Source organism: Acinetobacter wuhouensis (assembly GCF_001696605.3).
Lineage (GTDB): Bacteria > Pseudomonadota > Gammaproteobacteria > Pseudomonadales > Moraxellaceae > Acinetobacter > Acinetobacter wuhouensis.
Genome location: NZ_CP031716.1, coordinates 2,996,771 through 3,023,073, shown reverse-complemented (window position 1 = coordinate 3,023,073; position 26,303 = coordinate 2,996,771). Strand labels below are relative to the sequence as shown.

Genomic DNA, 26,303 nt, shown 5'->3' with positions numbered 1-26,303 from the left:
GTTTAATTCAAAAAACGATAAAAAACCTGAAAATAAATAGGGAATATTTTGTAGCGTGATGTGAATGTTGAAGCAAAATAGAAGTGTATTAGTGAGAATAAATACTTATTTTTTTGATGGTCTCGTTCATGGTTTATTGTTATTATTTTAGTTTAAGTATTTAAAAATAAAATGAATTTTAATAATTATTGTTATGGTTATTCATCAATTTTACAGGGCGGTTAATATGTGAAATATATTGGTAATATTTAATTTAGCGTGATATTTGTAAGTATTTTAAGTGGCTTGAGCTACTTAGTGGAATAACTCAAAAAATTTAAAGTGTTCGTGATCAAATATTGATATATTTTTTAAAAAGTCTATTTGGGGATTGTTTGATAGACTTCAGTTTTTGTATTTTTAGCTCATTTTATTGACGGTTTTCCTATTTATGTCTGTCGTTATGCAGAGCAATCCGCCTTTACTGCTTGAAATCCTTATTCAACGTTGAGATTGGTGCAATGTTATAAATTTGGATGCAGTATAAATTTAAAAAGCCCCTACATCAGTAGAGGCTCTCTTTAATACAACGAAGTTTTAAGAAACCTTATCACCTGCTTTCGCACCAGTTTCAGGTGAAATTACCCAAACACCTTCGCCATTCCCCGCAGCTAAAACCATACCGTTAGAAATACCAAAACGCATTTTACGAGGTGCAAGGTTTGCCACCATCACCACTAATTTACCTTTAAGGTCTTCAGGTTGGTAGAATTCACGAATACCACTGAATACATTACGAGGTTCAGCTTCGCCGACATTTAAAGTGAGTTGCAGAAGCTTGTCAGAACCTTCAACAGTTGCGGCATCTAAAACTTCTGCGACACGAAGATCAACTTTCATAAAATCTTCGATACCGATGATCTCTGCTTCACCCACTTTAGGCTCAGGCTTTTTCTCTTTGGCTTTTTCTTTTTTCTTCTCAGCTTTTGGAGCTTCGGCAGCAGCAGCTAAAGAATCTTTAGAAGCATCAACCATCGCAGCCACAGCTTTAGGATCAACACGTTGCATTAAAGGTTGGAACATTGCAATTTCATGATCAGCCAATACAGTTTTTGCTGAAGCAAAGTCAAAAGACTCAAGTTTTAAGAAGTCTTGAACTTGTTGAGCCAACGTAGGCAATACAGGTGCAAGGTAAACTGCCAATTGACGGAATAAATTAATACCCACTGAACACACGTCATGAACTTGTTGTTCTTCGCCTTCAATTTTGGCTAAAGCCCAAGGTTTTTTCTCATCAATATATTGATTGGCTTTGTCTGCAAGTGCCATGATTTCACGGATTGCAGTAGAGAATTCACGTGCTTCATAAGATTTGGCAATAGATTCACCAGCATCAATAAAGCTTTGTACCAGTTCAGGTTCTGCACAGGTTGCAGATAATTTATTATCAAATTTGGTATTAATGAATTTCGCACAACGGCTCGCAATATTCACCACTTTACCAACCAAGTCTGAATTCACTTTTTGAACAAAGTCATCTAAATTCAAATCAGAATCTTCAACTTTATCTGAAAGTTTAGACGCAAAGTAATAACGTAAATATTCAGGGTTTAAGTGATTGAGATAGGTTTCTGCTTTGATGAACGTACCACGAGATTTCGACATTTTCTGACCATTTACAGTCAGGAAGCCATTTACGAATAAACCTGTAGGTGTACGGTAATTTGCACCTTCAAGCATTGCAGGCCAGAATAGCGCATGGAAGTAAACGATGTCTTTCCCAATGAAGTGATAGACTTCATTTTGAGAATCTTTTTTCCAGTAATCGTCAAAGCTTAAGTCAGGACGTTTGGTTTTAACGTAGTTCTCGAAACTCGACATATAACCAATTGGCGCATCAACCCAAACATAGAAATATTTATTTGGTGCATCTGGAATTTCAAAACCGAAATAAGGTGCATCACGTGAGATATCCCAGTCATTCAAGCCATTTTCAAACCATTCATCTAACTTATTTGCGATAGAAACAGGAAGACGACCTTCGTCACGTGTCCATTTCTGCAAATATTCTGCAAAGTTAGGCAGTTTAAAGAAGTAATGATCTGATGATTTTTCAACAGGCGTTGAACCACTCAAAGTTGATTTTGGATTGAGTAATTCAGTTGCGTTATAAGTTGTACCGCAGACTTCACATGAGTCGCCGTATTGATCTTCCGCTTTACATTTCGGGCATGTGCCTTTGATGAAACGGTCAGACAGGAACATCTGTTTTTCAGGATCAAACAACTGTGTCACAGGGCGAATCGCAATATTGCCTGCTTCACGGTTTTTGATGTAAATCTCAGATGAGCGATTTTTATTTTCTTCGCTATGCGTAGAGTCATAATGATCAAAAGTAACATTAAAACCATCAAAATCACGGATATGTTCTTTCTGAACATTGGCAATCTGCGCTTCAGGGCTAATGCCATTGGCTTCAGCACGAAGCATGATCGCTGTACCGTGTGCATCATCCGCGCAGACATAAGTCACGTTATGACCCATTGCACGCATGGCACGAACCCAGATATCTGCCTGGATATAGCCGAGTAGGTGACCCATATGGATAGGACCATTTGCGTAGGGAAGGGCGTTAGTGACTAAAATATTTCGCACGGATATAACTCTCTTTCTCAAGTTAATGCAAGGGCATTGATTTTAACGTAATTGCTGTGAAGATGCACAATAGAATAGGTGAATTCTATTCAAATGTAGATTTTTATACAATTTCACATTTTCATCGAACCATTCGGATAGAATATTGCTGTCTATTTCCAAATTTGTAATTGCTGAGAGTGAGCTGACCATGATTCATAAAAATACTTTTGATAATGATAGGCTTGATCACGATTTTGAGGATGACTTTGATCGTGAAGTCACCCGTATTCCGCAAAATAAAGGCAGTCAGCAACAACTTGGGAAAAATATCTTAAAAGAAGCGCAAATCTACCTTGAAGATATTGCTGAAGATGAGCATGTCTATTTACAGAAAACCTTGCATCAATTGGCTGAACAAGAGCCTTATTTCAATGTACTTGCGGATGAACTCAATCAGGAATTGGATGCTAAAGTTGCCAATGATGTTTTGTATTTACTGAATTTTTGGCAAGAGATTCATGAAGTTGAAGATTTAAAAAGTTTTAATCTTTTAAATGTGGTGAATGGTCAACATTTTCAAACTGAATTTTTTGAAGCATTCGATGCACTTGAAGTTGGTGAAAATAAAGCTTTGCGTAAACACGTAATTGATGAAGCATTTAAGTTGTATGAATTGGGGTTTTATGCAGGTTGTACGCCAATTTTGTATGCACAATTGGAAGGCTTGCTCACGGATGTTTTGATTCAGCATGGCTATTTAAAACAACAAGATAGCAAGTTTGTCGATGTTTATAAAATCGTCCCAGGTTTAAAAGGTCATGAAATTAAAAGTTTGTGGCACAAAGCTAAAATTGCACATGAATTGAATCCATATTTTTCAGAACTTGCAGCTTATAAAATGGATAATAGTTCTACTGTAACTGCAACTCGTCATAATATTTTGCATGGCACAGAACTGAATCATTTTAATCAAGGGCGTTGTTTTGTACTTTGGATTTGGTTGTTTAGTGCTGTGAGTTTTATGGCGACTGTGAAATAAAAACAGATTTTATTGATGTTATATACTTGAAGTTATGGATAATGCTTTTTTGTATGTACGATATTGAGAATTTCAATTGAATCAAATAAAAGCTGATAAATAATCATGTAATTGGGATGTACGATCCTTTCTCTCGTCCCAGAAACTCGACCTATACGCCCACTGTATGGCATATCAGCAAGGCTCTCAGCCGTATTTAAAATTTCATCTTCGAGATTTATTGCGGCTCCAGGGTTTTGAATGAAAATATAATCAATAATTTCCTCTAAGTCATGAACAGCGTTTATTTTCCAGTTAACGGTCAACATTTTTTAATCTTTCTTCGCGCTTTTGCTTCATGCGTTCAATAACTTGATCATGTGAAATGGATGGGCGTGAATCGACAATAGACTGTTCAACTTTGTTTTTCAGCCATTCATTGTAATTTTGTTCCATATCCGCATCGTCAAATTCTGACACGAAAGGATCAAATACTTCATTCATCACGATCACTCAGGTTGATTGTTGATCATATTTTAGCATATTCAAAATGTAATCAAACAAGAGAAATGTAGTGTGGTATTTGTTGAATCAATTCAATATTGATCATTAAACTTCACCCAAATTTCACATTGCTCTCATCTAAATCACATTTCACACATGCACACTCAATCCAAGATCAAAAAGGAGAATATTAATGCGATCTTGGACACTGTTTTTCTCGGCAATCTTTGCCAGTGTAATGGCTGTTTCCAGCTTGGTGATTCCATTTTGTTTGTTTTTAAATTTTTATCATGGTGATTTATTTGTTGCAGCCTCAGAAAGGACAGCTCAGCGAGGCATAGAAGTGATGCTCTATCTCACCCCGATTTTAATGCTATTGGGCATGATCTGCTTTTGGTTGATTTTAAGATATCTAAGCCAACCACAGAAAATATTTGAACTGAAACAGTGGTTTAAACTTATTTTGAAATTAGGTACATTGTGGTTTTTCCTGATCTTTTTCTTCCAGTTCCTTGATGGTCGAATGGGTGAAATTCAGGAAAGTTTAGGCTTTGGTATTATCAGTTTGATCATATTGTCAGTTCCGCTTTTGATTGGTTTGATCAGTGCCAATATCATGTATTTAAAATGTTTCTTACCGATACATAGTCCAAATCAACGCACCACAAAGGTCGCTAAATATAAGCTGATTCAGACTCCGCCACTATAAAAAATATGCTAAAAATAACACTGATAGCAAAGAATGAATTTTAAGGTAATACATATGCTGAAATTGATTGCAGAAGATTTTATTCAAGAAGATAAAATAGAGGTGGTGTTGCCTTTGTATCAGGAATTGATTGAAAAAACCAAACAAGAACAAGGCTGTATTGCTTACGATCTGTATCATGATTTAAAACAGATTGGTCATTTTGTCTTTATAGAAGAATGGGTAGATCGTGCTGCTTTGGACGCACATGTTGAATCTGAGCATTTTCAAAGACTTGTTCCTCTGATTGATGCACATAAACGACAGAATGGTGTGTTTACCCATTTGCAAAGTTATGAGGCATTGCTGACACCCCTGAGATCAGTTTAAAGATTTTGCATCATTGAAATTGTTGCTGCTCAATTTGGTGGATCAGTTGAGAGATTTGTCGTTTTAAAGTATTTATTTTTCTAAAATTTCGCTTAAACAGCGGTCTTTCCCAATTCATGTTCTGGATAAGTTCAATCCGAAAAAAACCTTGCTTGGTTTGAAATGGATTATACCAACCCACATCAATGAGCAGATTTTTATCTTTAAATTCAATCTGTAATAAATCTTCAGAGAGTTTATAAAAAGATTCTGAATTTAAACGGTCGTCTTCTGTCAGCCATGAAATGGTATCGTATGTCACCACAGCACTGTGTAAGTCTATTCCCCACCAAAGATAAGTCAGTTTTTTATTTTCCATATTCATCCTCAATCATATTTTTAATTTTTACAGCTTTTTCAAAATGATTGAGTTGATGTGTTTGAATCCACCATGTCGCTACTTGCATCAAGGTTTCAGGATCATCATTTTTATTGGCGAAAAATGCGTAAAATGAAAGCCCAACATTCCCCCCTTTTTTTGCAATTTTATCATCGCAGATTTGGATGATTTTATTTCTTAAATGTTGATTCATATTGCTGACTAAAACCTGATGAGCGTAAATAGAATCCTAACCTAGAATAGTCATTTATTCATGCGCATTGATTGCAGAAAGTGGCTAAATTTTTTCGCTACAGTATGTTACTCGATTGTTTCAAATTGCAGTTTTTAAGCCTTAAAGTATTTTCTATTGGTATAACAAAGCTGTGGTAATTCATTTCAAACAAATGAGGAATAAGCCTATGACCAGTTTAGACGATTTAAAAAATAAAGCTTCTGAAGTGAAAGATGATCTTAAACTCAAAGCAAAAGAAGCAACGTTGGGCGCTGAAAAAGTGGCAGATAATTTAAAACACAAAGCGCAAGAAACTTTGTTGAAAGGTGAAAAAGCCTTGAATGATTTAAAACATGGCAAAGATGAAGATGCTTAAACTTTTGTTTTAACGAAAAGCTGTTAATTATTCAATTGACGGCTTTTAAATGTCTTTACGTGTCCATTCAATTTTTTTAACTTGATTATTAATGATCGTGAATGTGTAGCGGATATTATCAATATCATAAGTATAATCAGACACAGTTACAGTGGTTTCTCCCTCTTTTGTTTCATAAGAATTCATTGAAACTGGTGACTGATTAATACGTGAACTCATCTCCGTAAGGCTATCTCCCACCGAAATAATTTGCCCTGAATCTGTACGAACAGATGAGGCAGTAGTTCCTGCAAATACAGTATTTGAAAGCAAAAGTGTTAAAATCAAAGTAAAAATACGAAACATGATTAAACCTATTATTTTTAGAAAATGAAGGATTTACTTTGTAAAATAAATTCAAAAAAATACTATAGCGAAATTGTCAGCTAAAGTTTGTATCGGAAATATTAACGAAAAATTGATCAATTATAAAAAAGGAAAGATATGAATATTTTAATCTGGGTGATTCTCGCTGTTGTTGTCATTGGATGTATATTTATCTATCGAATGTCTAAGAAATCAGGTCAAATGATGTCAGATGCAATGGGCTATGCACAGCGTTTTGGACGAATTCCTCAAGCGGAGTTAGATAAAATATTGATAGATCCTGAATTTATGACATGGTCACAAGAAAAAATAAAAGTGATCTCTCCTGATCAAATTAAAGCACAAGGTGAAGCGCGTATTTTTGGTCAATTGTTCATAGACTATTATCGAGAGCGAAAAACTCAAGATTAATAACCGATGTTATGAACTTAAAAAAAGTATATCTTTTTAAAATTATTTTAAGGCTTGCTTGACGGAGTCCTTCATCAATAATTTGGATTTAGGGATTAGCCTGCGGCTCGCCTTACTTTTCTTTCGGGAAAAGTAAGCAAAACCATTGTCATCCGCAAAACTCGTCAACATCCGTCAAATCTTTCAATATTTCACAGAAACATTAACTTGTATATTTAGTCCTGCCTCAAACAGTTGCGGATGACATTTTCACGTATCCATATTCTTCAAGGTTTAGAATATAGTTTTTATCTCACTGGATAACATCAGCCAATAACACTGAATTTCTCTATCTTCAGCTGGAAATATTGTATTAAACCAACTAAATCACTTGGATTTATAAGCACATTCAAAAAGCTGAATAGAAGTATGCTTAACCTTGATGCGATTTACAGTTACACTAAGCATTCAGTATTTGGTGTATTTGCAAATTTGGAGCAAATCTATGTCGTGGCTTTCTTCGCTTAAATCCGTTTTTTCTCCTGCACAGGAGGTGAAAGAGGAAGAAATCCAAACTGTTTTGCAAAACTATATTTTGCCCAATTCTCAAAATGGATTAAAAGACCGCATTACACAGGTGAATGTGGAAGGTCGAGTGTTACAGTTGACCATAAATACTTTTCCTGAAGAAGCTGAACATTTACAAAAAATTCATGATGATTTGGTCGATGCTTTGGAAAAATGTGGCATCGAAGAATTGAATATGCATGTGATTCAACAAAAAATTCAGCATGACCATTCTCAAGGTCAAAGTTGTTCAAGCGATTCACATGGTAAAGCTGGGCATAGTTGTTCATCTCAACCGAAAGCAGAAAATAAAAAATTACCGCCAGTGGTTGATGCTTCTTCAAATGTAGGAGCACCAGTTCAAAAGCAGACTGAAAGTAAGAATGCAGAAGAAGATCCGAACAATCCGCCGATTCAAAAAGCTGCACCGCAACAACGTGATATTCCGAAGCATCCACGCATTCAAAATGTGATTCTTGTATCTTCAGGTAAAGGCGGTGTAGGTAAATCAACCACGACGGTGAATTTGGCTCTAGCATTACAAAAGCTAGGTTTAAAAGTGGGTGTTTTAGATGCCGATATTTATGGACCAAGTATTCCAACCATGCTTGGCAATGAAGGTCAAACACCGAAGATTGAGGGTGAAAATTTTGTACCTTTAGAAGCTTATAGCATGGCGACACTTTCGATCGGTCATCTGATTGGAAAACAAAATACGCCAGTCGCATGGCGTGGTGCGAAAGCGACAGGCGCTTTAATGCAATTATTTAATCAAGCACTTTGGCCAGACCTAGATGTCTTGGTGATTGATATGCCACCAGGTACAGGTGATATTCAACTCACACTTGCACAGCGTATTCCTGTGACGGGTGCTGTAATCGTGACAACGCCACAAAACGTTGCCTTGATGGATGCAGTAAAAGGGATTGAACTGTTTAATAAAGTTCAAATTCCTGTGATTGGTGTGGTTGAAAACATGTCGACACATGTTTGCTCAAACTGTGGTCACGAAGAGCAAATTTTTGGTACAGGTGGTGGTGATCTATTGTCGGAACAATATGACATTCCACTCCTCGGACGCTTACCTTTAAATGTGCAAATTCGTGAAAATGCTGATGCAGGTAAACCATCTGTGGTTGCAGGAGATGCTGTGGCGGAAAACTATATTGCGATAGCAGAAAAAATTGCTCAATCTTTGCCTAAAGTCGAAAAAGACCCACAGAGAATTTTCTGATATTGTCCTTAAACAATACCTCTCTATTTGTATGATAGAGAGGGCATCAAAATAGTTTGAGGAAGCAATGAAAAATCTAAATCTACTCAATAATAAAATATTTATGAGCCTTGCCAATACAGCCAATGGGGATGTAAATGGAGCAACACGTTTTTATTATAATCAAAAAGGCAAAGTAATCACGGCAAAATATGAAGGTGGGGTGGTGCAAGTTGGTTCAATCATCGGGCAAATGCTCACTGAAGATAGCTTTGAAATTTGCTATCAACATTTAACAGTAACAGGTGAATTAAGAACTGGATATTGTAAAACCAAAATCGAATTACTCGAAAATGATGTCATTAAACTCGTTGAAGATTGGCAATGGCTAAATGGGGATCTTTCAACAGGGCATTCTGAGCTAATCGAAGTTGTATTAAATTAAAAATCAGTCAGCTTGTTTGTTCTAACTTTATGGAACAACTAATGATGATAAAGCCCTGATTTTAGATTAAAGATAAAATGGATTATTGGTGATGTAATTCGCTGTTATTGCGATTATTCCATTTTTTAACCACACTCCAACGCCAATAAATACGCGTAATGATAAATAATAATGCTGCAAAGACTAGGGCTTCGATTAATAACCCAGTCGCTAAAATTTTAGCTAAACTCAAATCAATATGACCATGTCCAAAATTTTTAATCCAATTGATAATTTGGTGGAAAACACCGATTAACATGTCTTTATTGATCATATGGACATGATAAATTTTTGAACCAATCCAAAAAGCTAAAAACAAAATTGGTACGATCGTTAATGGATTCATAATCCAAGAAAGCAGTAATCCAATCGGGAGGTTAGCTTCAAAAATTAAAATTGTAAAAACAATTAGAACGGTGTGAAAAGGTATTGGTAAAATTCCCCAAAATGTTCCAATGAACATGGCTTTAGAAATAGATTTTCGATTGACATACCAAAGCATTGGACTTAAGGCTTTATTGCCAAAAATCTTCATGAATTTCAAATTTTTGACTCGCTCTGGGGATGGAAGCCAAGACTGAAAAAAATGCTTTGCCATAAAAATAGAAATAAAAGAGACCTTACTATTGTGCCTGAATCGTGCAAAAAACGACAGTATTTATCCACCTATTACAAGTGAGGTAAATCGTGGAAGAAGCAACTTGAGTAAATATTAGGCGAATAAACTGAAATAAAACTTAAATTCGACAAGTAATTAGGGGGATAAAAAGTTGCTTCAAATGTGCATACCAATCTATGATAAATTGATCTAAATTCTGGGGTGTAAAGTGATTTAAATCACATATTAACTGTATGTTAATTAAGGGATTCATTCAGGTATTGAGTGTTTAATAAACATTAATCTGCATGTGACTTTGTAGTTCTGAATCCTGATTTATGATCTAATATACTGATTAACATATAAATGTTGAAAAAATATGACAATTTACAATAAGTTCTCTTACAAATATTTTTTTGCCTATTTAAAACAAAACAATTAATCTGCGCTTATTCGATTTGTGAGGTCAGTTAATGATTTCATGGTTTTTTGTTGGCTTGGTCGTGACAATTCTTTTGACACCTGGACCAACCAATACGCTTTTAGCATCTTCTGGAATTCAAGTTGGAATTCGTAAATCTCTCGGGCTCATCCCCGCAGAGGCGCTTGGTTATTTTATTTCAATTAGTTTATGGGGCGTAATTATTGGAAGTGTGTCAAAGCATTTTCCAAGTATCCCTGTCATTTTAAAACTGTTTAGTGCTGGATATATTCTATTCTTAGCGTTAAAACTATGGCGTACTTCAGATCATGTCGAAAACTTTGATCAAGCTACGATTGGCATCCGTGAGTTATTTATTGCAACGCTTTTGAACCCAAAAGCATTGCTTTTTGCTTCTGCGATTTTTCCTGCATTTGTATGGCACAATTTATCTGCCTATATTTCACATATGCTTGTGTTTTTGATGATGATTATTCCGATCGCATTTTTTTGGACATTTATTGGTTCAGTACTTTGTAGCAATAAAGTCACGTGGTTGAATCAACGAAATATGCAGAGAACTGCATCATTGGTTTTAGTTAGCTTTACTGTACCTTTAAGCTATTCAGCAATTTTAAGTCTTTAAATTCATTATTTAAAATCTTCATCGCTATTTTTAATTTTAATATGCCTCAAGTTTGTAGATACAGACTTGAGTGGGTCTATTTTTCCAGAAACATTCCTTTCAAAAGCATTTTCAGTTAAAGTACAACGCAGTATACAGCACAGTTTTGGGAAAGAAATAAATGGCAATTAAGTCTGATCGTTGGATTCGTGAAATGAGCGAAAAACACGGCATGATTGAACCGTATGCAGAAAACCAAGTTCGTTATGATGAAAATGGTGAAAAGCTCATTTCTTATGGCGTTTCAAGCTATGGTTATGATGTACGTTGCGCACGTGAGTTCAAAGTGTTTACCAATGTTCACTCTGCAATTGTAGACCCGAAAAACTTTGATGATCGTAGTTTTATCGATATCGAATCTGATGTATGTATTATCCCACCGAACTCGTTCGCTTTAGCACGTACAGTAGAGTATTTCCGTATTCCTCGTAATGTTTTGACTGTGTGTTTGGGTAAATCAACTTATGCACGTTGTGGCATCATTGTGAATGTCACACCACTTGAACCTGAGTGGGAAGGTCATGTAACACTTGAGTTCTCAAATACAACTAATCTTCCTGCACGTATTTATGCAGGTGAAGGTGTAGCACAAATGTTGTTCTTTGAATCAGATGAAGTATGTGAGACTTCTTATAAAGATCGCGGTGGGAAATACCAAGGTCAAACAGGTGTGACTTTACCGAAGGCTTAAACTTTAAAACAGTAGATGTTTAAATATCAGCAAGCGACCATCGCTTGCTTTTTTATGTCCTCGTTTTTTCCCATATATTGTTAAAAAATAAATGTGACCTTTTTATTATTATTTCTCATTAATAAAATTTGTTTAAAATTATTCATTAAAATAATTTAATAAAATGTTAATATTAATTTAAACTATTGTTTTTTTATCGGAAATAATACTTTACTGTTGTGAGCCTTGATCTCATTTGTGATAAAAGATAGGCATACACGCACTAAATTTATGTGAAATATTTCATATTAAATCTAATTTTAAATTAGGTTTCACACTAAGTTTAGTGACAACATAAAAATAAGGTCAAAGTTTGCTAGGGATGGGCAGTTATGATGTTCCAATCAAAATATTTAAAAATTGCATTGCTGACGTTTAGTGGAGTAGCTACAGGTTCTGCCTTTGCCGCTTCTATGCAAGCGATGTCTGACGAGCAAATGTCTGAAATGACTGGGCAGGCTTTAATGAGTTTGTCTTATATCGCACCTAATGATGCAGCAAATTTGGAAACCAAGCGCAATCAAACATCTAATATTGGTTTTTATAAGCTTGGTTTGGAAGCTGAATTGGAATTAAATGCTAATATTAAGAAACTACAACTCGGCTGTGGTGGTGTAAATGGGGCGGGTTTGTGTGATATTGATATTGATAATCTGGGGTTAAGTGGATTGGGTAATTCCAAGACTTCAAATACTGAGAGTGCTAGTGATCGGCAAGCTCGAGTGGAATCGAGTGCTGTTTTAACGAATCCATTTATACAATTTGCAATAAAAAACCCAGACAGTGCATCAACACGAGAAATAGTTGGAATAAATTTGAGCTCGGAAAAAGCATTAGGTTTAATCACATTTGGTACAGATAATAGTGATGCTGTTGGAGCTGTTCATACAGGAATTAATAGGCTTAGTGGTTATATGCAGGTTGCTAAAACTGGTGGTATAGCAAAAGTAAATGGTTATGGTAATGGTAAATCAGATGAAGCTGCTAAAGCGAAATTGACACAAACCTATACTGGTGTCGCGATTAAGGGTACAGCTTCGGGAGTTGGTTTTACAACGAAAAGTTATAACTTGAATTTAACAGATGCAGCGACGGGGAGTAATATTTTACAGGGGAATTTGAGTTTACCTCAGCAGGAAATTACAGGTAAGCGAATTAATCAAGCTGTCTTAAAAGCATCTGCTACAGTTAATGATATTGCTATTAGTGGTAATATTGTAGCAAATGCTCTTTTGATTATTAATTTAGATAGGCAAACATCTGGTACGATTAAAAATTTGGCTGTTGATGCAACAATTACAGAAGGGTTGAATTATTTTCATAAAGCAAGTTTGAATGGGACTCCAGTGTCTTTATCGTTGCAGTCGCAAGATTTAAAATGGGCAGGTAATAATTCTGTTTCTCAAAAAGGTTGGTGGTTGGAGTTTTCTAATCCTATTGATATTGGTGATATTACTCCAAGTTTGCCAGTGGATATTGAAAAGTCAACAATACAGAATGCTATGGGGCAGATTAATAATTTTTTGGCAAAAAAAGAAAACGAAATTAATTGTGGTTCTTGGGGGATTTTGAATTGTTTATTTGGTGATTCAATTGCAGTTGGAACGGTTGATCTAACTGGTGCTGCTCCGTCACTAATGCCTCTTAATAATTTAGTGTTAAAAAATCAGAACTTTACTCCTAACTGTTATGGTGAATTAAAGTTCTGTTAAGTATGTTAATGGCTAGTAGGATAATGACTTTTTATATTATGGACTCAATATACAAGCATAGTAAGTAAAGCCTGTTTTGTATAGGGGAGAATAAGTGGTAGTCACTAATGTGTTATAATTCAAATCTAAAATTGATCATTTAAAAAAAGTAGCTAAGGCTACTTTTTTATTTTCTGTAAACAAATATATAAAATACTTCATGCTTTTAAATATGGGCTATGCAAATAAAGAAATAAAAAACAATAGTTTAGTTTACATCAATAATATGCTTTTTATTCTATCGGAAAAATGTGCAAATTTATGTGAGTAATGATAATTTAATCACAATATATTGCTCCATTGAAAACAAAAATACAGTTTGAATAGCTAACTTTTTAAAAATCATGAAGAAATTCTAAATTTAAAAGGTGAGTGATAAAACTTTAGAGCTTCACTTTTGAGCATAGTCTAAGGATAAGGAGATGTTCATGTTTAAGCAAAAGCAGATTTTTGGTCTAATATTTTTTTTGGTTATCTCGTTAACGAAAACAACTATAGCAGCAACTAGTATGCAGGCTATTCCAGATGAAGATCTGTCAAAAGTCAGTGGTGTTGCATCTCCAATGATGAGTTTATCAGATCAAGAATTAAGTGATGTTGATGGACAAGCATTAATGAGTATGTCCTATATAGCACCAACTGATTCAAAAAATTTAGAAAACTCAGTAAACGGAGTGAAAAATATTGGATTTTACAAATTAGGATTTGAAGCTGAACTAGAGCTGAATGCTAATATTAAAAAACTACAATTGGGCTGTGGCGGAGTAAATGGCGCAAATGGATGTGATATAGATCTTGATAATGTGAGTTTATCAGGCGTGAAATTAGATGATTCGGGAAACCCTGTTGCCATGACGCGGGAGGAACGGGTGTCATCATCAGCTAAGCTAACAAACCCATTTATAGAGTTTGCGATACGAAATCCAGGAAGTTCATCTACGCGTGAAATAGTAGGCTTAAGATTGGGTTCGGAATTGGCTAAGGGATTGCTAACTATAGGTGAAAATGATGGGACGATTAATGGGATAAACTCATTAAGCGGTTATATGAATGTAGCATCTACCAGTGGCTCAACGAAGACAGCAGTTGGTCAAATGCGAGAAGTTTTTACAGGCAAGGTTGATATAGGGGGATGTATTGCAGGATGCCCTGCTGATTTTAAGACAGATACTAAACCTATTCAAATTGATGGAATGGGAGTTTCTTTTACAACAAAATCGACTGATTTAAATGGAAGTAGGCAAACTTTTATTAATGTTGGCGCTTTGGCTAAAGTTCCAGATATTGTTTTAACAGAAAACTCTGGAACAAGGCGAGCTGATCTTGCTGGATGTTTTGTTGTTGTGATCATACCTCTTTGTAATTATGCTATATCAGTGATCCTAGACAGTATCGTGGACAATCGATCCCTCTAAATTCTTGAAATATTTCTGTTCAAAGGCTTCTGGACTTAACCAGCCGTTTGCAGAATGCCTTCTGACCCGATTGTAATAAATCTCAATATAATCAAACAAGACCGCATTCGCCTCTTTTCGAGTCGAAAACACACTGCCATGTACCACATGACCTTTTAATGTATGAAAGAAGCTTTCAGTCACTGCATTATCCCAACAGTTTCCACGTCTAGACATACTCTGAGTACAATCATTTTTCAGTAACAGCGCTCTAAAATCACGACTACAGTACTGTGAGCCTTGGTCCGAATGAACCATAACACCAGTTGGATAACCCTGACGAGCCATTGCATAGTTAAACGTATCACACACCAACTGGCGGTCTATTCGATGGCTGGTTTGCCACCCCACGATACGACGGCTAAATAAATCTAGCATCACACATAAATACAACCAACCTTCTTTAGTGCGGATATAGGTAATGTCTGTTGTCCAGACTTTATTAGGCTGAGTAACTGTAAATTGGCGATCCAACAAGTTGGGTGCTGTAGGCAAACGATGGGTTGAATCAGTCGTATGCTTGTATTTACGCGCAATCCTGCTACGTAAACCAAGCTTTTTTAGCATCCTTCCAATAGTACGTTCGCTCATGTTGTAACCTAAATCATGCATGTCATGTACTAATGAAGGTGCACCCAATCGTGCATGATGCTGCCAATATACGGCTTTTAAGTCATTATATTTCTGTGCCGTATTGGCTTGACGTTTTCGCCAGGCATAATAGCCTGAAGTGCTGACACCTAGGTATTTACAGGCAGAAGATACGGTGACTTCATTCATATCTAGATCTTGAATTACCGTGTACTTTTCTTGGCATGATCTGTTAGAAAGTACACATGCGCTTTTTTTAAGATGTCATTGGCTTCCTTGAGCTGTTTGACTTCTTTCTCTAATTCCACGATCCGCTGTTGTTCTGGTGAAAGTTGACGTTTGCTTGAACCTGCCGGATTGGTTTCACGAATCCATTTATCTAATGTTGAATAACCCACACCTAATTTCTGGGCGATTGCAGCTACAGACTCGTGTGAGTTTGAAAGTGCATAATCAATCGCTTGCTGTTTAAATTCGGGACTAAAACGTTTAGCCATTTCTTGAATCTCCAAAGATTAAAGTTACGTTATCTTTAGAGGGACGTGCTGTCCATTATTTTGTCTAGGATCACAGACATGAGAATTGATGGTAAAATTTCAAATCTATACGTAGATGTTAATCTTACTCAATCTTTGGGGTTGATTCATAGTATACCGATACAATCTCCATTGTCATTATCATTGCAATATCAAAATATACTTTGGCCAGGTGCGCCTAAGAGCCCTGTTACAAATCAGTATATTGCTGCGCAACGTGGATGGTGGTTAGCAGCCAATGATCCTGTGAAGTTAGGTAATTTAGAAACTCAAAGTGGTTTTTCAGCAGATATTTCTTCTGCGTATCCAAGTGTTGCTACAGTGGTTTCTAAATATTTAGATGATAATCCTTTATATGTTTCTTTCTGGGATGCTGCTGGTTCATTGTTTACAAGTAAATTGGTGGCTAAATTAGGTACTGTAGATTTAAACTCCTATACAAACCCTGCGGTTGGCGGAACACCAATTAATGTTAGATTAAATAATCTTCCATTGGGGGCTGTGCAAAATGTAACTCCAAATTGTTATGGAACGCTTAGATTTTGTTAAAACAATTAAATGTTTAGTTCTTATTTATAAAAAGCAGCTTTGGCTGCTTTTTTATTTGTTATGAAAATCAATAATAAAGAAAATATTATTTAAAATAAATTATTAAAGTGATTATTGTTCATGTGAAATATGTTAATCTTGTCGCAAATTTTAAATAAATACGTTAAAAACAATACAAAATAATTTCTGGTTATTTTTATTTGTGTAGTTTATTTAAATATAAACACCTGATTTTAAATGTGATGTTTGGTTTTTGTTTTTGATTAATAATTATTCATATGGAAATATTCATGTTAAAAGGAAATTTATTGTGCTTAACAATCTTAGCGCTAAATATTGCGCTTAATTCATCAGTATTTGCACAACCTTCAACTTTGATTAATTTATCGGATGAGCAACTGGCTGAGACTACTGGACAAGCATTGATGAGTTTGTCGTATATAGCACCCACAGATAAAGCAAATCTAGAAACAGCACGTAATGGTGGTGATAAAAATATTGGTTTCTATAAGTTAGGAATGGAAGCTGAATTAGAACTCAATACAAATATAAAAAGATTGCAATTAGGTTGTGGTGGTGTAAATGGTTCAGGTGCATGTGATATTGATATTGAAAATTTAAGCTTAAGTGGTTTGAAGTTGGATGCTAAAGGTGAACCTTTAGATATGACTCGTGACGAGCGAGTACAGTCTTCAGCAAAATTAACCAATCCTTTTATTGAGTTTGCTGTAAAGAATCCAGGATCTGCTTCTACCCGAGAAATAAAAGGGTTTCGTGTAAGTGCGGAAAAAGTTGTAGGATTGATGACCTTGGGTTTAAGCAATGATGACACACCTTCTTATGGAATAAGAAGCCTGAGTGGGTACTTGAAATTGGCTTCAGCAAGTGGTACTGCGAAAACAATTGAAAGGCCGATGACTCAAGCTATCGGTGATATGACAGGGCGTATTTCAATACAAAATGCTTTTCCTTTAAGCTCTTCGCCAAGGAACTTTGTTTCGGATAAGTTTAATTTAACGCTTTATGAGGCAAGTGTACCTTTTTCTACAGCGCCAATTGTAGTTTCTGGTAGTAGAATGTCTAAAGTTAATTTAAATGCAACGGCTGTTATCCCTCAAATTGATTTTGCAGGTCCTTTAGACGCTACAATTAATGTCGCTGGATTTATTCCAATTACATTGGGAAAGAATGTTACAGGGAAGATTACAAATTTAACAGCGGATATTACAATTGATGAAAGTTTGGGCATGATTCATAAAATTCCTGTTAATGGGAATCCTTTTTCGCTTTCATTACAAAGTCAAAAAATACAATGGGCTAATGCGGCAGCTCCTGCTGAGAGAGGGTGGTGGATGGCTTTTGAAAATGATATTAAGCTAGGTGATGTAACACCATCGAAAGGTATGAACCGTACCGGGTTTGTCGGAGAGTCAATATTCTGAGAGACTATCCCGATGACAAAATTAAAATATGCCCCTGAAATCAGAGAAAGAGCGGTTCAATTATTGATTGAATCTGAAAAAGATTATCCATCGAATTGGGCTGCGATCACCGCTATTGCTCCCAAGATAGGTTGTACTCCTGAAACACTACGTGTTTGGTATCAAAAATATTTAGATAAACTAAATCCAGTTAAAGTACAGCAGCTTTCAGACCAAGAACGTATCAAACAACTCGAACGCGAAAATAAAGAACTGCAACGCGCCAATGAGATTCTACGTAAAGCAGCCGCTTTTTTCGCCCAGGCGGAACTCGACCGCCCACACAAATAATGGTGGATTTTATCCATAATAATAAAGAGCTGTACGGAGTCGAGGCGATTTGTAGAATTTTACCGATCGCACCCTCAACCTATTACCGGACTCTAGATCTCTGCGAAAACCCAGAACATCGAGCAAAGCGAGATCTACATGACTTGCATCATGCTGAACAAATTAAACGAATTTGGAAGGAAAGTTCAGGTCGATATGGTGTACGTAAAGTTTGGCAAAAACTGAAACGTGAAGGCTATATTATTGCACGCTGTACAGTTGCTCGATTGATGCAAAAGCTAGGTATACAAGGTGTTTGGCGAGGTAAGAATAAACAAACTACCCATAGCCGAGATGATCAAAAACGAGCAGATGACTTGGTGAAACGCAATTTTAGTGCTGATCACCCTGACCAGCTGTGGGTCGCTGACTTTACGTATATTCAAACAAATTCAGGCTGGGTCTATACCGCCTTTATTATTGATGTGTTCTCGCGAGCAATTGTTGGATGGAAAGTATCAACACGGATGAATACAGACATGGTGCTCGATGCACTGGAGCAAGCATTGCATGATCGAGGCATGCCAAAGAACGTGATTCATCATAGTGACAGAGGTGTGCAATATCTTTCCATTCGTTATACCAATCGTTTAGAAGCAGCAAATTTACGAGCATCAGTCGGTACGACCGGTGATTCATACGATAATGCTTTGGCTGAAACAGTGAATGGCTTATACAAAACAGAGGTGATTGAATATTTAAAAGCAGATTGGCAAGGTTTAGCGGATGTACAACTTGCGACATTAAATTGGGTAGATTGGTTCAATAAAGAGCGTGTACATAGTGCACTAGGTTATGTGCCACCTTTTGATTTTGAAGCAATGTACTATGATAAAATTAATCCGTTAGGTCAGGTGGCCTAACTTAAATAAAAAAGTCTCCGACAAACCCGGTACGGTTCAGTATAAAAATTGAAGATGCTTTATTGAAGCAAGTTCTTCCAAAGGTAAATGATTATTTATATGCTAATTATATTACTTGTAATGGATATAGTGGGTGTTTAGGGGGGGATTTACCTATTACAGACCCAATTAATTTATCAGGTCAAAGAGTTACTTTACCTTTGGAGAACTTGAAGCTAGGAGCACAGAGTTTTCAACCAAACTGCTATGGTAGCCTCAAATTTTGCTAGAGTTTTTATGAAAGTATAGAAAGTGATAGGATGAAAATGCTATTGCTTTTTTTATGGCTATAAAAATACGTTTGTCGGAAAGTAATATATTTTAACTAAAAAACTTTGTCATAATGAATTAAATTACATATTATAAAGTGTGATATAGCTAACAATACTGTGTAACGTAGGATTGAAGATTTACATAGTAGTAGGAATTTAGAAATAAAATAAAATATGGTGCGGAGCATCGTATAACAAAGGAAGGTCACAGATGACTACACTCAATTATACGGTAAAATTTCATAAAACCGTTTTAGCGAGTTTTATTGGCTTATGTATTAGCCAATCTTGCTTCGCCCTCCAAGAACTTACAGATGAAAAGTTAGGTGATACCACGGGTGAGGGGATTGCTTTGCTTCCGCAAAATGCATATATGGTATTTCAAGGTGTTGGAGCAAATCAAACTGAAGCCAATATATTGGATGCTACAAAACGGAATCAGGATATTGGTTATATCCACTATATCCCTGTAGGACCTCTTACGTCTGTGGTTCAGGATACAAATAAAGATCTTTCGGTCACGGCAACAGATCACTCTGTGGGTAAAGCAGATTTATACTTATATGGTTTGGCTGTTTCAAAGAACGCAAATAATGATGCAAATAGTCGCTTGGATGCTGGCTTGACCAATAATGTCGCAAACGCGGCGATAAAAAGCTGGGGAACAGCAGCAAACCCTTGGATTTTAAATGTTAAAACGGATAATAATGTTCCGGATTTTGGTGCGGGATCTGGTTCTGTAACGTATTTAAATTTTGAAGCACCATTGTATGAAAATATATATTCATTTGATAAAAGTAATAATGCACTCACGACAAAAGCAGTCGACTCAATGGGTAAGGATGCATATAACTTAAAACTAGGTCTTTGGGCAGATGCATTTGTTCTTGACCAAAGCAAAAGTGAAGGTAGTGCAGATCAATTTAAGCTAGGTGAGTTATTTAGCACAACTGCAGAGGATCGTGCAAATAGAATACGCTTGCAAGGTGTTTGGAATGGTTTTGGTATAAATGGTAGCAAGATACAAATGTTTCAGACCTTGGGTGGGGCTGATAATGCAAATGGTATGAGTAAGTTTTATAACAATACTCTAGGTATGGCGGGGGTTCTACGCTTTAATAGTGGTGATGGCTCAAAATTATTAGCAACTGGAATCACGAATGGTTCTGTAACAAAAACACAATCAACCACAAATCGTTATTCAACAGTTTTTTTAGGGCAACCGAATACGAGTACGGCAAATCATATTTCACAAAGTGTAGCTTCACAGTATCGTCTAAGAACACTAGATACCGCATATGATTATACTACTGGGAACTGGACAGCTCCAGCGAACCTAAATGATCATGTATTGAGATTGAGCACTCAAGAAACGACAGATACTGCTAACTTAGCAACGCCAGCTTTGAATAATACTTTAGCCCCAACTTTTAATGCAAATGAAGGTATTTATATTTATAACTTAAATACTAACCTAGTTTTAGGTTCTGTTTATCAACCTCTGATATTAGGTTCGGATGGTAAAAACTTTAGCTTGGAGTTGACAAGAATTCCAAACAAAGCTGCGATATATGAAAAAATTTATACAGATTATAGTAATCCAACTTCTTCTACATATTTAGGTTCGACTTGTAATGTGTATAAATGTGGCAGAACAGATGTTGATGTGGAAAATGTTATAGCTGGATATCAGCGATCAAATGCGACACATAGCAGTATTAGTATAGGTACTGTTTATAGTCCAGATGGAGGTAATACACTACTGGCAGATAAAACAGCAGGTGCTGTGGGTATTTCATTTGGTGCATTATCTTCAGTGGTAGCTGGAGTGAAAAGTCAGCAAATTTATTATCAACTGCAAATGCAACAAAGACGTGCAGTCAATAATGCATGGCAATATCTACAAGCAGATGGTGTCACTTGGGGAAATGCTGTAACGAATGGATGTAGTGGTGCAGCGAGTGGTGGAGGTAGTGGGGCTTGTTATAATCCATTTAATACAAATGCTGCTTGGGTGAATATACCTAGTTTTAATGTCGCATGCCTTTCGGATACTAAATTAAACTGTACCGCTTCTGGTTCTGCAAATACGCTTGCAAATACGCAAATTAAAGATGCTTCTGGTAATTTAGTCGATTTGGGTTATGCACCAAATGTTGTTCACAATGGGTATGTAGTTGGAAAAGGCTGGGGGAAAATGGGTTGGAGCTCTTGTGCTGGTGATTCTGGGTATTGTTCAAATATTAATATTGAATCAGGACAATGGGCAGTACCTACATGGGGGGGCGGAGCGAAAGGGTCTACTTTAGCGCAAAGTGTGTTAAATGCTTATGGTGCAAATTATACAGGAACTACGTGGACGAGTACTGCTGATCCAACTTCGGGTGTTCCTTTAGGTACAACAACACTAACATCCCCTATGAATAATCTAGGTTCAGCTGTGATTGATGGGGTTCTAATACAACATTTGAAATTAACAACTAAAGGTTTATAGGAAAGGAGAAAAAAATGAAAAAAATGATGCTTCTTTTTTTAACGAGTATAGTTAGTTTCCAATTAAATGCTATGGAAGTGTTATCTGATTCTGATTTACAACAAGTGGAAGGCCAAGCGGGTGCTGATTTATCATTAAAGCTTTCATTAAATCAGAATGTGTTAACAAATGTACAGTTAAACGATGGAACGAAACCCACGTTTAACTGTGATCCAGCAAAAATCCAATTTTGTCGCCTTGCAATTTCACCCAATAAGCGCTTTGTGAAGCCAACGACAGATACGGCGAATTATCCATCTGGATATATGCCAGATGATACATCGGGAAATCGCTTGTGGTTAGTAATGAAAGGCGTGCAAGGAACGATGAATATTCAAAAACTAAGCTTAGATGGTACAGACTTAGTTATTGGAAATGTGATTAAGCCAGCGATTCAATTGGGCTTTTTATCGAGTATGCCTATACAAATTCGTAATTTTGGATTTAATGCACTTTCAATCGAACAAGATGGATTTGTGAGCACGCAAACAAGTAAAAATGTGCTTACTGAACCAACAGGTCAGAGTACATACGGTTACTTAAATACTGGAACTTATACAGCAGTTCCTGCAAAAACAGGGACTGTCGCAAGTGGTGCTACAACTGCAAATTTATATGATGTTGGTAAAGAAAAAGGTTTCATGGGAATGCAGATGAATGGGAACCTTGCTTTGCAAGGGCAGATGATGATGTTTAGTTGTGATAGTTCACATCCTCGTTGTTTGTAAATAGTTAGAATCTGAGGGATCAAGGATGAATATTAAACAAAAAAAATGTCCGAAAAAAATTATCTTAAATACTTTATCATTGAGCATACTTTTTGTTCATATGTCTGCTCATGCTTTACAGGCTTTAGATGATGGTGATCTTCGTGCTATAAATGGTCAAGATGGTATTCATATTGAAGCGTCTTTAAAAGAATCAAATATTAAAACGTTGTATTGGACTGATCAGTCAGGGCGTGCTGAGTCTGATGCTACAGATCAAAGTTTGACTGCCATAGCAAATACAGTAAAGTTGCAAAAAAGTAATATTTCATCGACACCATTAACTGCTGACATGAAGCTAAATATGGGAACGGTTGATAATAAAGTTGCTACAAACTTAGATTTAAGCTTGTCACCTATGCTTTTAACGGTAGAGTCTTTTCAAATTTGTGATAGTGCTATAAGTGGAACTCGTTGTAGTGCAAAAATAGGTAGTTTAGCTGTACAAACGACTTCAAATACACATTTCGGCTTAAAGACAACCAATGGGATTTTGAGCAAAACCGACCTTGCTGAGCTTAATCTTGGCTTGCAAAATGCAAATATCTATTTGGGACAGGTAAGTGCATCTGGACAGCTTAATCAGTTAATTTTAAAGAATTTTAATTTTAACTTTAAAGGGCAAGGATTTATATTTGTTGACCCAATTGAAGGATTTAAACTACAGACGAATTCAGGTACTGTAAATGGCTATGTTGATTTAACTCGTGTTGTAGATTCAGCATCAGCTAATCTTGTAAACACTGGTACTTATGGAGGGAGTTCGACAACAAATGCGGGTTTAAATCTTGAGATTATGCTTAATAAGGGTGTTACATCAACCAATGCTTATTCACTAGACAGTACTAATACTCCAACAGGGGCAAAAGGATTGATCAGAGTTGGCGCGAGTGGACGGATGGTAAATAGTTTTTTACAGTTCCGTGGTATGCAAAACGCGGGTAATTTGTTGGGTTCTGCAATCAATTCAGACAAGGCAGACCAAAACAAAGGTATTGCTGGTGAATCAGGCATAGCATTTCGAATGAAAACAGACTTTACCAAAGATTCGGATCCAATGTTGGCTACTGGCGGTAGTGCGACAACACTTGAAATCGGCGGTGCAGGTTTAAATACTTATGGATTTGAATTTGGTAATTTAACAGGTTTGCTAAAAGCGAATCGAGCTTCATTTGATACAGGTGATGTTTACATTAATTTGACTGACTCAAAGCAGGTTACTTTACCTCCAAATACAGTTTTTCAGAATTCTCTTTTTGGTAATGGTCAGAAACTAACAAGTGTTGAAGATTATAAGCAAGATTTGTATACAACTGTAGCGAGTAATTTAACGAATAACCGCCCATATAGTTTAGTGACGTCAATACGTGGTGGGGAATTCCAAGCAATCTCAAGAAGAGGGCGCTTTACAAGTAGTGCGAACGTAGCTGCATCTAATTTATTTTCGAATAATGCTAATAATGGTTTAGATAATAAATGGGGGCTTGCCTTACCTTTCTATAACTTGAATGCCAATTTTGCAATTTCAGGCGTCAATGCTGATGCATCTAGTTCCTATTTTTTTGATTTAAATGGAAATAAGACTAAAGTTGCTGATTCTGGCACAACTCCGCGTCTTGGATTTTCATTGGGTATGAGTACCCAAGGTAAAAATGCTGATGGTTCAAAAACTACTTCTATAATGGTCATTGACGGTGCTAAAGATTATTATATGGGACTTAGAAATGTTGATATGTTACTCAAGGGTAATGGCAATATCGGTGTGGAGAATGGAAGTTTAAATTTAAGTTTAAATAATATGTTAGTTGTTATGGCTGCAGAAGTTGCAGCCGGTTATCTACCAGGTACGACTTATGCATCTTGTTTAACTGGTGCAGCGAATGCAGGTTCTGCGGCTTGTAAAGCTCAAAGTGTTTCTGATATAAAAAACTTTTCAAAAAGCGATGACGTTTTAATGGGGATGAAAGTTCGATTTGGTGGAGATATGAATCTTTCTTTAATCCCAAATAGTGAAATCCTAGCTGATGGTACAGGTAGTCGTTTAAGCGTTATTGGTGATTTAAAGCTTAAAGGGTCAACAAACACGATTCAAATTTCTGACCCCATTAATGGTTCAGCTTTAGGTCTGGATAATTTAACTGGTGAATTGGGTTTCAATAATGCGATTGTCATCGGTAAAAACTCTAGTACTGGTGATGGTCAAGTTGGGTTTAATGCGAGCCTTCAATTTAATCCAAGTAATAGTGCTGATGGAGTCTTTAGAGCGCGTGATTTAAATTTCTATCCGCCTGCATCTACAGGTGTGAATGCTGGTTCTCGATTGGGAGAAGTCGCTCTAACAGGTGGTCGTTTAACGAGTCAGTTTAATATTATTCCGAGAAATTAATTTTTGATTTGTTATTGGTCGGTTTCTGCTTTTAATATAAGAAACTTTTCAATAGACTGTGATGTGGTAGGCAATTATAAGTTTTCCTAAGGATTAGGATAATGAAAATAAGTAAAAAACTTGGATGTATATCTTTATTGGTACTTAGCCCATTTGCAGTGGCGATGCAACCTCTGGATGATGAAAATCTATCTGAAGCGACAGGTCAGAGTGGGATTAATGTAGGTATAGGTGTCAGTAAAGTTCAAATTGATCAATTGTCTATAATTGATCGAGATGGTCTAGGGACAAATCCTGATTATAAGAATGCTGCTTCACTTGTGCTAGCTGGTAATATTGCGGGTACAGCAAGTGGTCAAAAGTTTGCTCTAAATTTTATTGGATCTACTGGTTCATCTACAATTAACGCTGTATTTGACACTGATGGTGGAGCCAGAGCGCCTTTTGCAAATATTGCTTTGAGTTTTGATAAAAATATAAAAGGTATTTCTCTTGGGCCACTGGGTTTGTATTTAGCTGGAGTATCTTCGACTTCAATGCCAGGAATGTCAAAATCTATTTTTACAGGTACATCGAGAAATTCAGATGTCCAAAAGTTTTTAACTGCGAATAATGGTATTGATATTAATTTTGGTCCTTCTGCTCCAACTATAAACTTACAGTTGGGTAATGTTCCTCAAAGTCAATTTATAAAATTTGCTGGTTCGATTAGTTCTATTTGTGGAAATGGTAAGGGAAATTCTGGAACAACAGGTTCTGGATGCGGAATTAATATTATTTCTGATGGTGGTGTAGGCGGTGACATAGGAGCAAAGTTCGATTTTATGCTCTCAGGATCAGATAAAGTACAAGGGTTTTCTTTAAGTGGTTTTTATGCAGGAGTTGAACCATCAGGCTTTGTATTTGGGAATACAGGTGAGTCAAGTAAATTTGATATAGGGCTTAATAATGTCATCATGGGGAATGCTGGCGCTACAAATACGTCTGGAGCATTTGCTAATATTCAAAATGGTTCAATGGGGAATTTGGGGGCAGTTGGTACCTCAGTAACAGATTTAAAAGTAAGAATAAGTGGTCTGTAAAAATTATAATGGATAAAAAATCCCGCACGC

At 36.2% G+C, this 26,303-nt stretch carries 25 protein-coding genes, 1 pseudogene and 1 other annotated feature; of the genes and pseudogenes, 18 read left to right on the top strand and 8 right to left on the bottom strand.

Annotated elements, in window-relative coordinates; all coding sequences use genetic code 11:
* Positions 1-576 precede the first annotated feature (576 nt).
* On the bottom strand, positions 577-2,634 hold the full coding sequence (gene metG / locus BEN71_RS15025) for a methionine--tRNA ligase (RefSeq protein WP_068974808.1): 2,058 nt from the start codon (positions 2,632-2,634) through the stop codon (positions 577-579).
* A gap of 190 nt (positions 2,635-2,824) precedes the next feature.
* Between metG and BEN71_RS15020 the strand changes: the two genes are divergently transcribed.
* The gene (locus BEN71_RS15020; RefSeq protein WP_068974821.1) at positions 2,825-3,655 is read left to right on the top strand and encodes a hypothetical protein; all 831 of its coding nucleotides are present in this window, start codon (positions 2,825-2,827) and stop codon (positions 3,653-3,655) included.
* Between the two features lie 32 nt (positions 3,656-3,687).
* Here the strand turns inward: BEN71_RS15020 and BEN71_RS15015 are convergent, their stop codons facing one another.
* Together BEN71_RS15015 and relB are read right to left on the bottom strand one after the other, a co-directional pair.
* Positions 3,688-3,963, bottom strand: coding sequence for a type II toxin-antitoxin system RelE/ParE family toxin (locus BEN71_RS15015; protein ID WP_068974807.1), 276 nt, complete (start codon positions 3,961-3,963; stop codon positions 3,688-3,690).
* Complete coding sequence (gene relB / locus BEN71_RS15010; protein WP_068974806.1) at positions 3,950-4,138, bottom strand: type II toxin-antitoxin system RelB family antitoxin; 189 nt, start codon at positions 4,136-4,138, stop codon at positions 3,950-3,952. The genes BEN71_RS15015 and relB overlap by 14 nt, the downstream gene beginning before the upstream one ends.
* 193 nt (positions 4,139-4,331) lie before the next feature.
* Here relB and BEN71_RS15005 point away from each other — a divergent pair, with 193 nt between their 5' ends.
* Together BEN71_RS15005 and BEN71_RS15000 are read left to right on the top strand one after the other, a co-directional pair.
* Positions 4,332-4,847, top strand: coding sequence for a hypothetical protein (locus BEN71_RS15005; RefSeq protein ID WP_068974805.1), 516 nt, complete (start codon positions 4,332-4,334; stop codon positions 4,845-4,847).
* A gap of 54 nt (positions 4,848-4,901) precedes the next feature.
* Positions 4,902-5,216, top strand: a complete 315-nt coding sequence (locus BEN71_RS15000; protein WP_068974804.1) for a putative quinol monooxygenase — start codon at positions 4,902-4,904, stop codon at positions 5,214-5,216.
* A 10-nt stretch (positions 5,217-5,226) separates the two neighbouring features.
* Here BEN71_RS15000 and BEN71_RS14995 read toward each other — a convergent pair whose 3' ends face one another.
* Together BEN71_RS14995 and BEN71_RS14990 are read right to left on the bottom strand one after the other, a co-directional pair.
* Entirely contained in the window at positions 5,227-5,574 is a 348-nt protein-coding gene (locus BEN71_RS14995; RefSeq protein ID WP_068974803.1) for a hypothetical protein, read from the bottom strand.
* On the bottom strand, positions 5,564-5,788 hold the full coding sequence (locus tag BEN71_RS14990; protein WP_068974802.1) for a DUF6500 family protein: 225 nt from the start codon (positions 5,786-5,788) through the stop codon (positions 5,564-5,566). Before BEN71_RS14990 ends, BEN71_RS14995 begins: the two co-directional genes overlap by 11 nt.
* A gap of 208 nt (positions 5,789-5,996) precedes the next feature.
* On the opposite strand from BEN71_RS14990, the gene BEN71_RS14985 reads away from it, so the two are divergent.
* Positions 5,997-6,185 carry a hypothetical protein gene (locus BEN71_RS14985; RefSeq protein ID WP_068974801.1) on the top strand — a complete coding sequence of 63 codons (189 nt, stop codon included), beginning with the start codon at positions 5,997-5,999 and terminating at the stop codon, positions 6,183-6,185.
* A 45-nt stretch (positions 6,186-6,230) separates the two neighbouring features.
* Here the strand turns inward: BEN71_RS14985 and BEN71_RS14980 are convergent, their stop codons facing one another.
* Entirely contained in the window at positions 6,231-6,530 is a 300-nt protein-coding gene (locus BEN71_RS14980) for a hypothetical protein (protein ID WP_068974800.1), read from the bottom strand.
* A 138-nt stretch (positions 6,531-6,668) separates the two neighbouring features.
* On the opposite strand from BEN71_RS14980, the gene BEN71_RS14975 reads away from it, so the two are divergent.
* From BEN71_RS14975 to BEN71_RS14965, 3 genes are all read left to right on the top strand, one after another.
* On the top strand, positions 6,669-6,962 hold the full coding sequence (locus tag BEN71_RS14975; protein ID WP_068974799.1) for a hypothetical protein: 294 nt from the start codon (positions 6,669-6,671) through the stop codon (positions 6,960-6,962).
* A 484-nt stretch (positions 6,963-7,446) separates the two neighbouring features.
* Positions 7,447-8,742, top strand: a complete 1,296-nt coding sequence (gene apbC / locus BEN71_RS14970; RefSeq protein ID WP_068974798.1) for an iron-sulfur cluster carrier protein ApbC — start codon at positions 7,447-7,449, stop codon at positions 8,740-8,742.
* Between the two features lie 67 nt (positions 8,743-8,809).
* A complete protein-coding gene (locus BEN71_RS14965) occupies positions 8,810-9,166 on the top strand; it encodes a hypothetical protein (RefSeq protein ID WP_068974797.1) in 357 nt (118 codons plus the stop codon).
* Positions 9,167-9,248: 82 nt separating this feature from the next.
* Here the strand turns inward: BEN71_RS14965 and BEN71_RS14960 are convergent, their stop codons facing one another.
* Positions 9,249-9,809, bottom strand: a complete 561-nt coding sequence (locus BEN71_RS14960) for a DUF2062 domain-containing protein (RefSeq protein WP_193925011.1) — start codon at positions 9,807-9,809, stop codon at positions 9,249-9,251.
* 467 nt (positions 9,810-10,276) lie between these two features.
* Between BEN71_RS14960 and BEN71_RS14955 the strand changes: the two genes are divergently transcribed.
* From BEN71_RS14955 to BEN71_RS14940, 4 genes and pseudogenes are all read left to right on the top strand, one after another.
* On the top strand, positions 10,277-10,870 hold the full coding sequence (locus BEN71_RS14955) for a LysE family translocator (protein ID WP_068974795.1): 594 nt from the start codon (positions 10,277-10,279) through the stop codon (positions 10,868-10,870).
* Positions 10,871-11,030: 160 nt separating this feature from the next.
* Positions 11,031-11,600 carry a dCTP deaminase gene (gene dcd, locus BEN71_RS14950; RefSeq protein WP_067665328.1) on the top strand — a complete coding sequence of 190 codons (570 nt, stop codon included), beginning with the start codon at positions 11,031-11,033 and terminating at the stop codon, positions 11,598-11,600.
* 374 nt (positions 11,601-11,974) lie between these two features.
* Positions 11,975-13,351: a hypothetical protein gene (locus BEN71_RS14945; protein ID WP_068974820.1), complete on the top strand. Its 1,377-nt coding sequence runs from the start codon at positions 11,975-11,977 to the stop codon at positions 13,349-13,351.
* A gap of 602 nt (positions 13,352-13,953) precedes the next feature.
* Positions 13,954-14,445, top strand: a pseudogene (locus tag BEN71_RS14940) (hypothetical protein); the annotation flags it as partial.
* 327 nt (positions 14,446-14,772) lie between these two features.
* Here BEN71_RS14940 and BEN71_RS14935 read toward each other — a convergent pair.
* Positions 14,773-15,932, bottom strand: a protein-coding gene (locus BEN71_RS14935; protein WP_117276768.1) for an IS3 family transposase whose coding sequence is annotated in 2 segments (ribosomal slippage) — positions 14,773-15,698 and positions 15,698-15,932 — 1,161 coding nt in all. Because the reading frame shifts where the segments join, the coding sequence is not laid out codon by codon here.
* Positions 15,933-16,010: 78 nt separating this feature from the next.
* Here BEN71_RS14935 and BEN71_RS14930 point away from each other — a divergent pair.
* From BEN71_RS14930 to BEN71_RS14900, 7 genes are all read left to right on the top strand, one after another.
* Positions 16,011-16,520, top strand: a complete 510-nt coding sequence (locus BEN71_RS14930; protein WP_227542618.1) for a hypothetical protein — start codon at positions 16,011-16,013, stop codon at positions 16,518-16,520.
* A 290-nt stretch (positions 16,521-16,810) separates the two neighbouring features.
* Positions 16,811-17,962: a hypothetical protein gene (locus BEN71_RS14925; RefSeq protein WP_068976005.1), complete on the top strand. Its 1,152-nt coding sequence runs from the start codon at positions 16,811-16,813 to the stop codon at positions 17,960-17,962.
* 12 nt (positions 17,963-17,974) lie between these two features.
* A protein-coding gene (locus tag BEN71_RS14920) for an IS3 family transposase (protein WP_100249712.1) occupies positions 17,975-19,194 on the top strand; the annotation gives its coding sequence in 2 pieces (ribosomal slippage) (positions 17,975-18,251 and positions 18,251-19,194; 1,221 coding nt in all).
* Positions 18,250-18,366 (top strand) — a sequence feature (AL1L pseudoknot). Its footprint overlaps the gene before it by 117 nt.
* 522 nt (positions 19,195-19,716) lie before the next feature.
* Positions 19,717-21,999 carry a hypothetical protein gene (locus BEN71_RS14915; protein WP_068975237.1) on the top strand — a complete coding sequence of 761 codons (2,283 nt, stop codon included), beginning with the start codon at positions 19,717-19,719 and terminating at the stop codon, positions 21,997-21,999.
* A 14-nt stretch (positions 22,000-22,013) separates the two neighbouring features.
* Positions 22,014-22,766 (top strand): hypothetical protein, encoded by a 753-nt coding sequence (locus tag BEN71_RS14910; RefSeq protein WP_068975236.1) that lies wholly within the window; start codon positions 22,014-22,016, stop codon positions 22,764-22,766.
* 25 nt (positions 22,767-22,791) lie between these two features.
* The gene (locus BEN71_RS14905; RefSeq protein ID WP_068975235.1) at positions 22,792-25,191 is read left to right on the top strand and encodes a DUF6160 family protein; all 2,400 of its coding nucleotides are present in this window, start codon (positions 22,792-22,794) and stop codon (positions 25,189-25,191) included.
* Positions 25,192-25,292: 101 nt separating this feature from the next.
* Complete coding sequence (locus tag BEN71_RS14900; RefSeq protein WP_068975234.1) at positions 25,293-26,273, top strand: DUF6160 family protein; 981 nt, start codon at positions 25,293-25,295, stop codon at positions 26,271-26,273.
* The last annotated feature ends 30 nt before the right edge of the window (positions 26,274-26,303 follow it).

Bases quoted from the DNA above. Each gene is read 5' to 3' on its own strand.
- BEN71_RS15015 (WP_068974807.1), bottom strand. From the start codon at position 3,963: ATGTTGACCGTTAACTGGAAAATAAACGCTGTTCATGACTTAGAGGAA.
- BEN71_RS14980 (WP_068974800.1), bottom strand. From the start codon at position 6,530: ATGTTTCGTATTTTTACTTTGATTTTAACACTTTTGCTTTCAAATACT.
- BEN71_RS14990 (WP_068974802.1), bottom strand. From the start codon at position 5,788: ATGAATCAACATTTAAGAAATAAAATCATCCAAATCTGCGATGATAAA.
- BEN71_RS15005 (WP_068974805.1), top strand. From the start codon at position 4,332: ATGCGATCTTGGACACTGTTTTTCTCGGCAATCTTTGCCAGTGTAATG.
- BEN71_RS15020 (WP_068974821.1), top strand. From the start codon at position 2,825: ATGATTCATAAAAATACTTTTGATAATGATAGGCTTGATCACGATTTT.
- relB (WP_068974806.1), bottom strand. From the start codon at position 4,138: ATGAATGAAGTATTTGATCCTTTCGTGTCAGAATTTGACGATGCGGAT.
- BEN71_RS14930 (WP_227542618.1), top strand. From the start codon at position 16,011: ATGAGAATTGATGGTAAAATTTCAAATCTATACGTAGATGTTAATCTT.
- BEN71_RS14900 (WP_068975234.1), top strand. From the start codon at position 25,293: ATGAAAATAAGTAAAAAACTTGGATGTATATCTTTATTGGTACTTAGC.
- BEN71_RS14985 (WP_068974801.1), top strand. From the start codon at position 5,997: ATGACCAGTTTAGACGATTTAAAAAATAAAGCTTCTGAAGTGAAAGAT.
- BEN71_RS14910 (WP_068975236.1), top strand. From the start codon at position 22,014: ATGAAAAAAATGATGCTTCTTTTTTTAACGAGTATAGTTAGTTTCCAA.
- BEN71_RS14965 (WP_068974797.1), top strand. From the start codon at position 8,810: ATGAAAAATCTAAATCTACTCAATAATAAAATATTTATGAGCCTTGCC.
- apbC (WP_068974798.1), top strand. From the start codon at position 7,447: ATGTCGTGGCTTTCTTCGCTTAAATCCGTTTTTTCTCCTGCACAGGAG.
- BEN71_RS14955 (WP_068974795.1), top strand. From the start codon at position 10,277: ATGATTTCATGGTTTTTTGTTGGCTTGGTCGTGACAATTCTTTTGACA.
- BEN71_RS14975 (WP_068974799.1), top strand. From the start codon at position 6,669: ATGAATATTTTAATCTGGGTGATTCTCGCTGTTGTTGTCATTGGATGT.
- dcd (WP_067665328.1), top strand. From the start codon at position 11,031: ATGGCAATTAAGTCTGATCGTTGGATTCGTGAAATGAGCGAAAAACAC.
- BEN71_RS14915 (WP_068975237.1), top strand. From the start codon at position 19,717: ATGACTACACTCAATTATACGGTAAAATTTCATAAAACCGTTTTAGCG.
- BEN71_RS15000 (WP_068974804.1), top strand. From the start codon at position 4,902: ATGCTGAAATTGATTGCAGAAGATTTTATTCAAGAAGATAAAATAGAG.
- BEN71_RS14995 (WP_068974803.1), bottom strand. From the start codon at position 5,574: ATGGAAAATAAAAAACTGACTTATCTTTGGTGGGGAATAGACTTACAC.
- BEN71_RS14945 (WP_068974820.1), top strand. From the start codon at position 11,975: ATGTTCCAATCAAAATATTTAAAAATTGCATTGCTGACGTTTAGTGGA.
- BEN71_RS14925 (WP_068976005.1), top strand. From the start codon at position 16,811: ATGTTAAAAGGAAATTTATTGTGCTTAACAATCTTAGCGCTAAATATT.
- BEN71_RS14905 (WP_068975235.1), top strand. From the start codon at position 22,792: ATGAATATTAAACAAAAAAAATGTCCGAAAAAAATTATCTTAAATACT.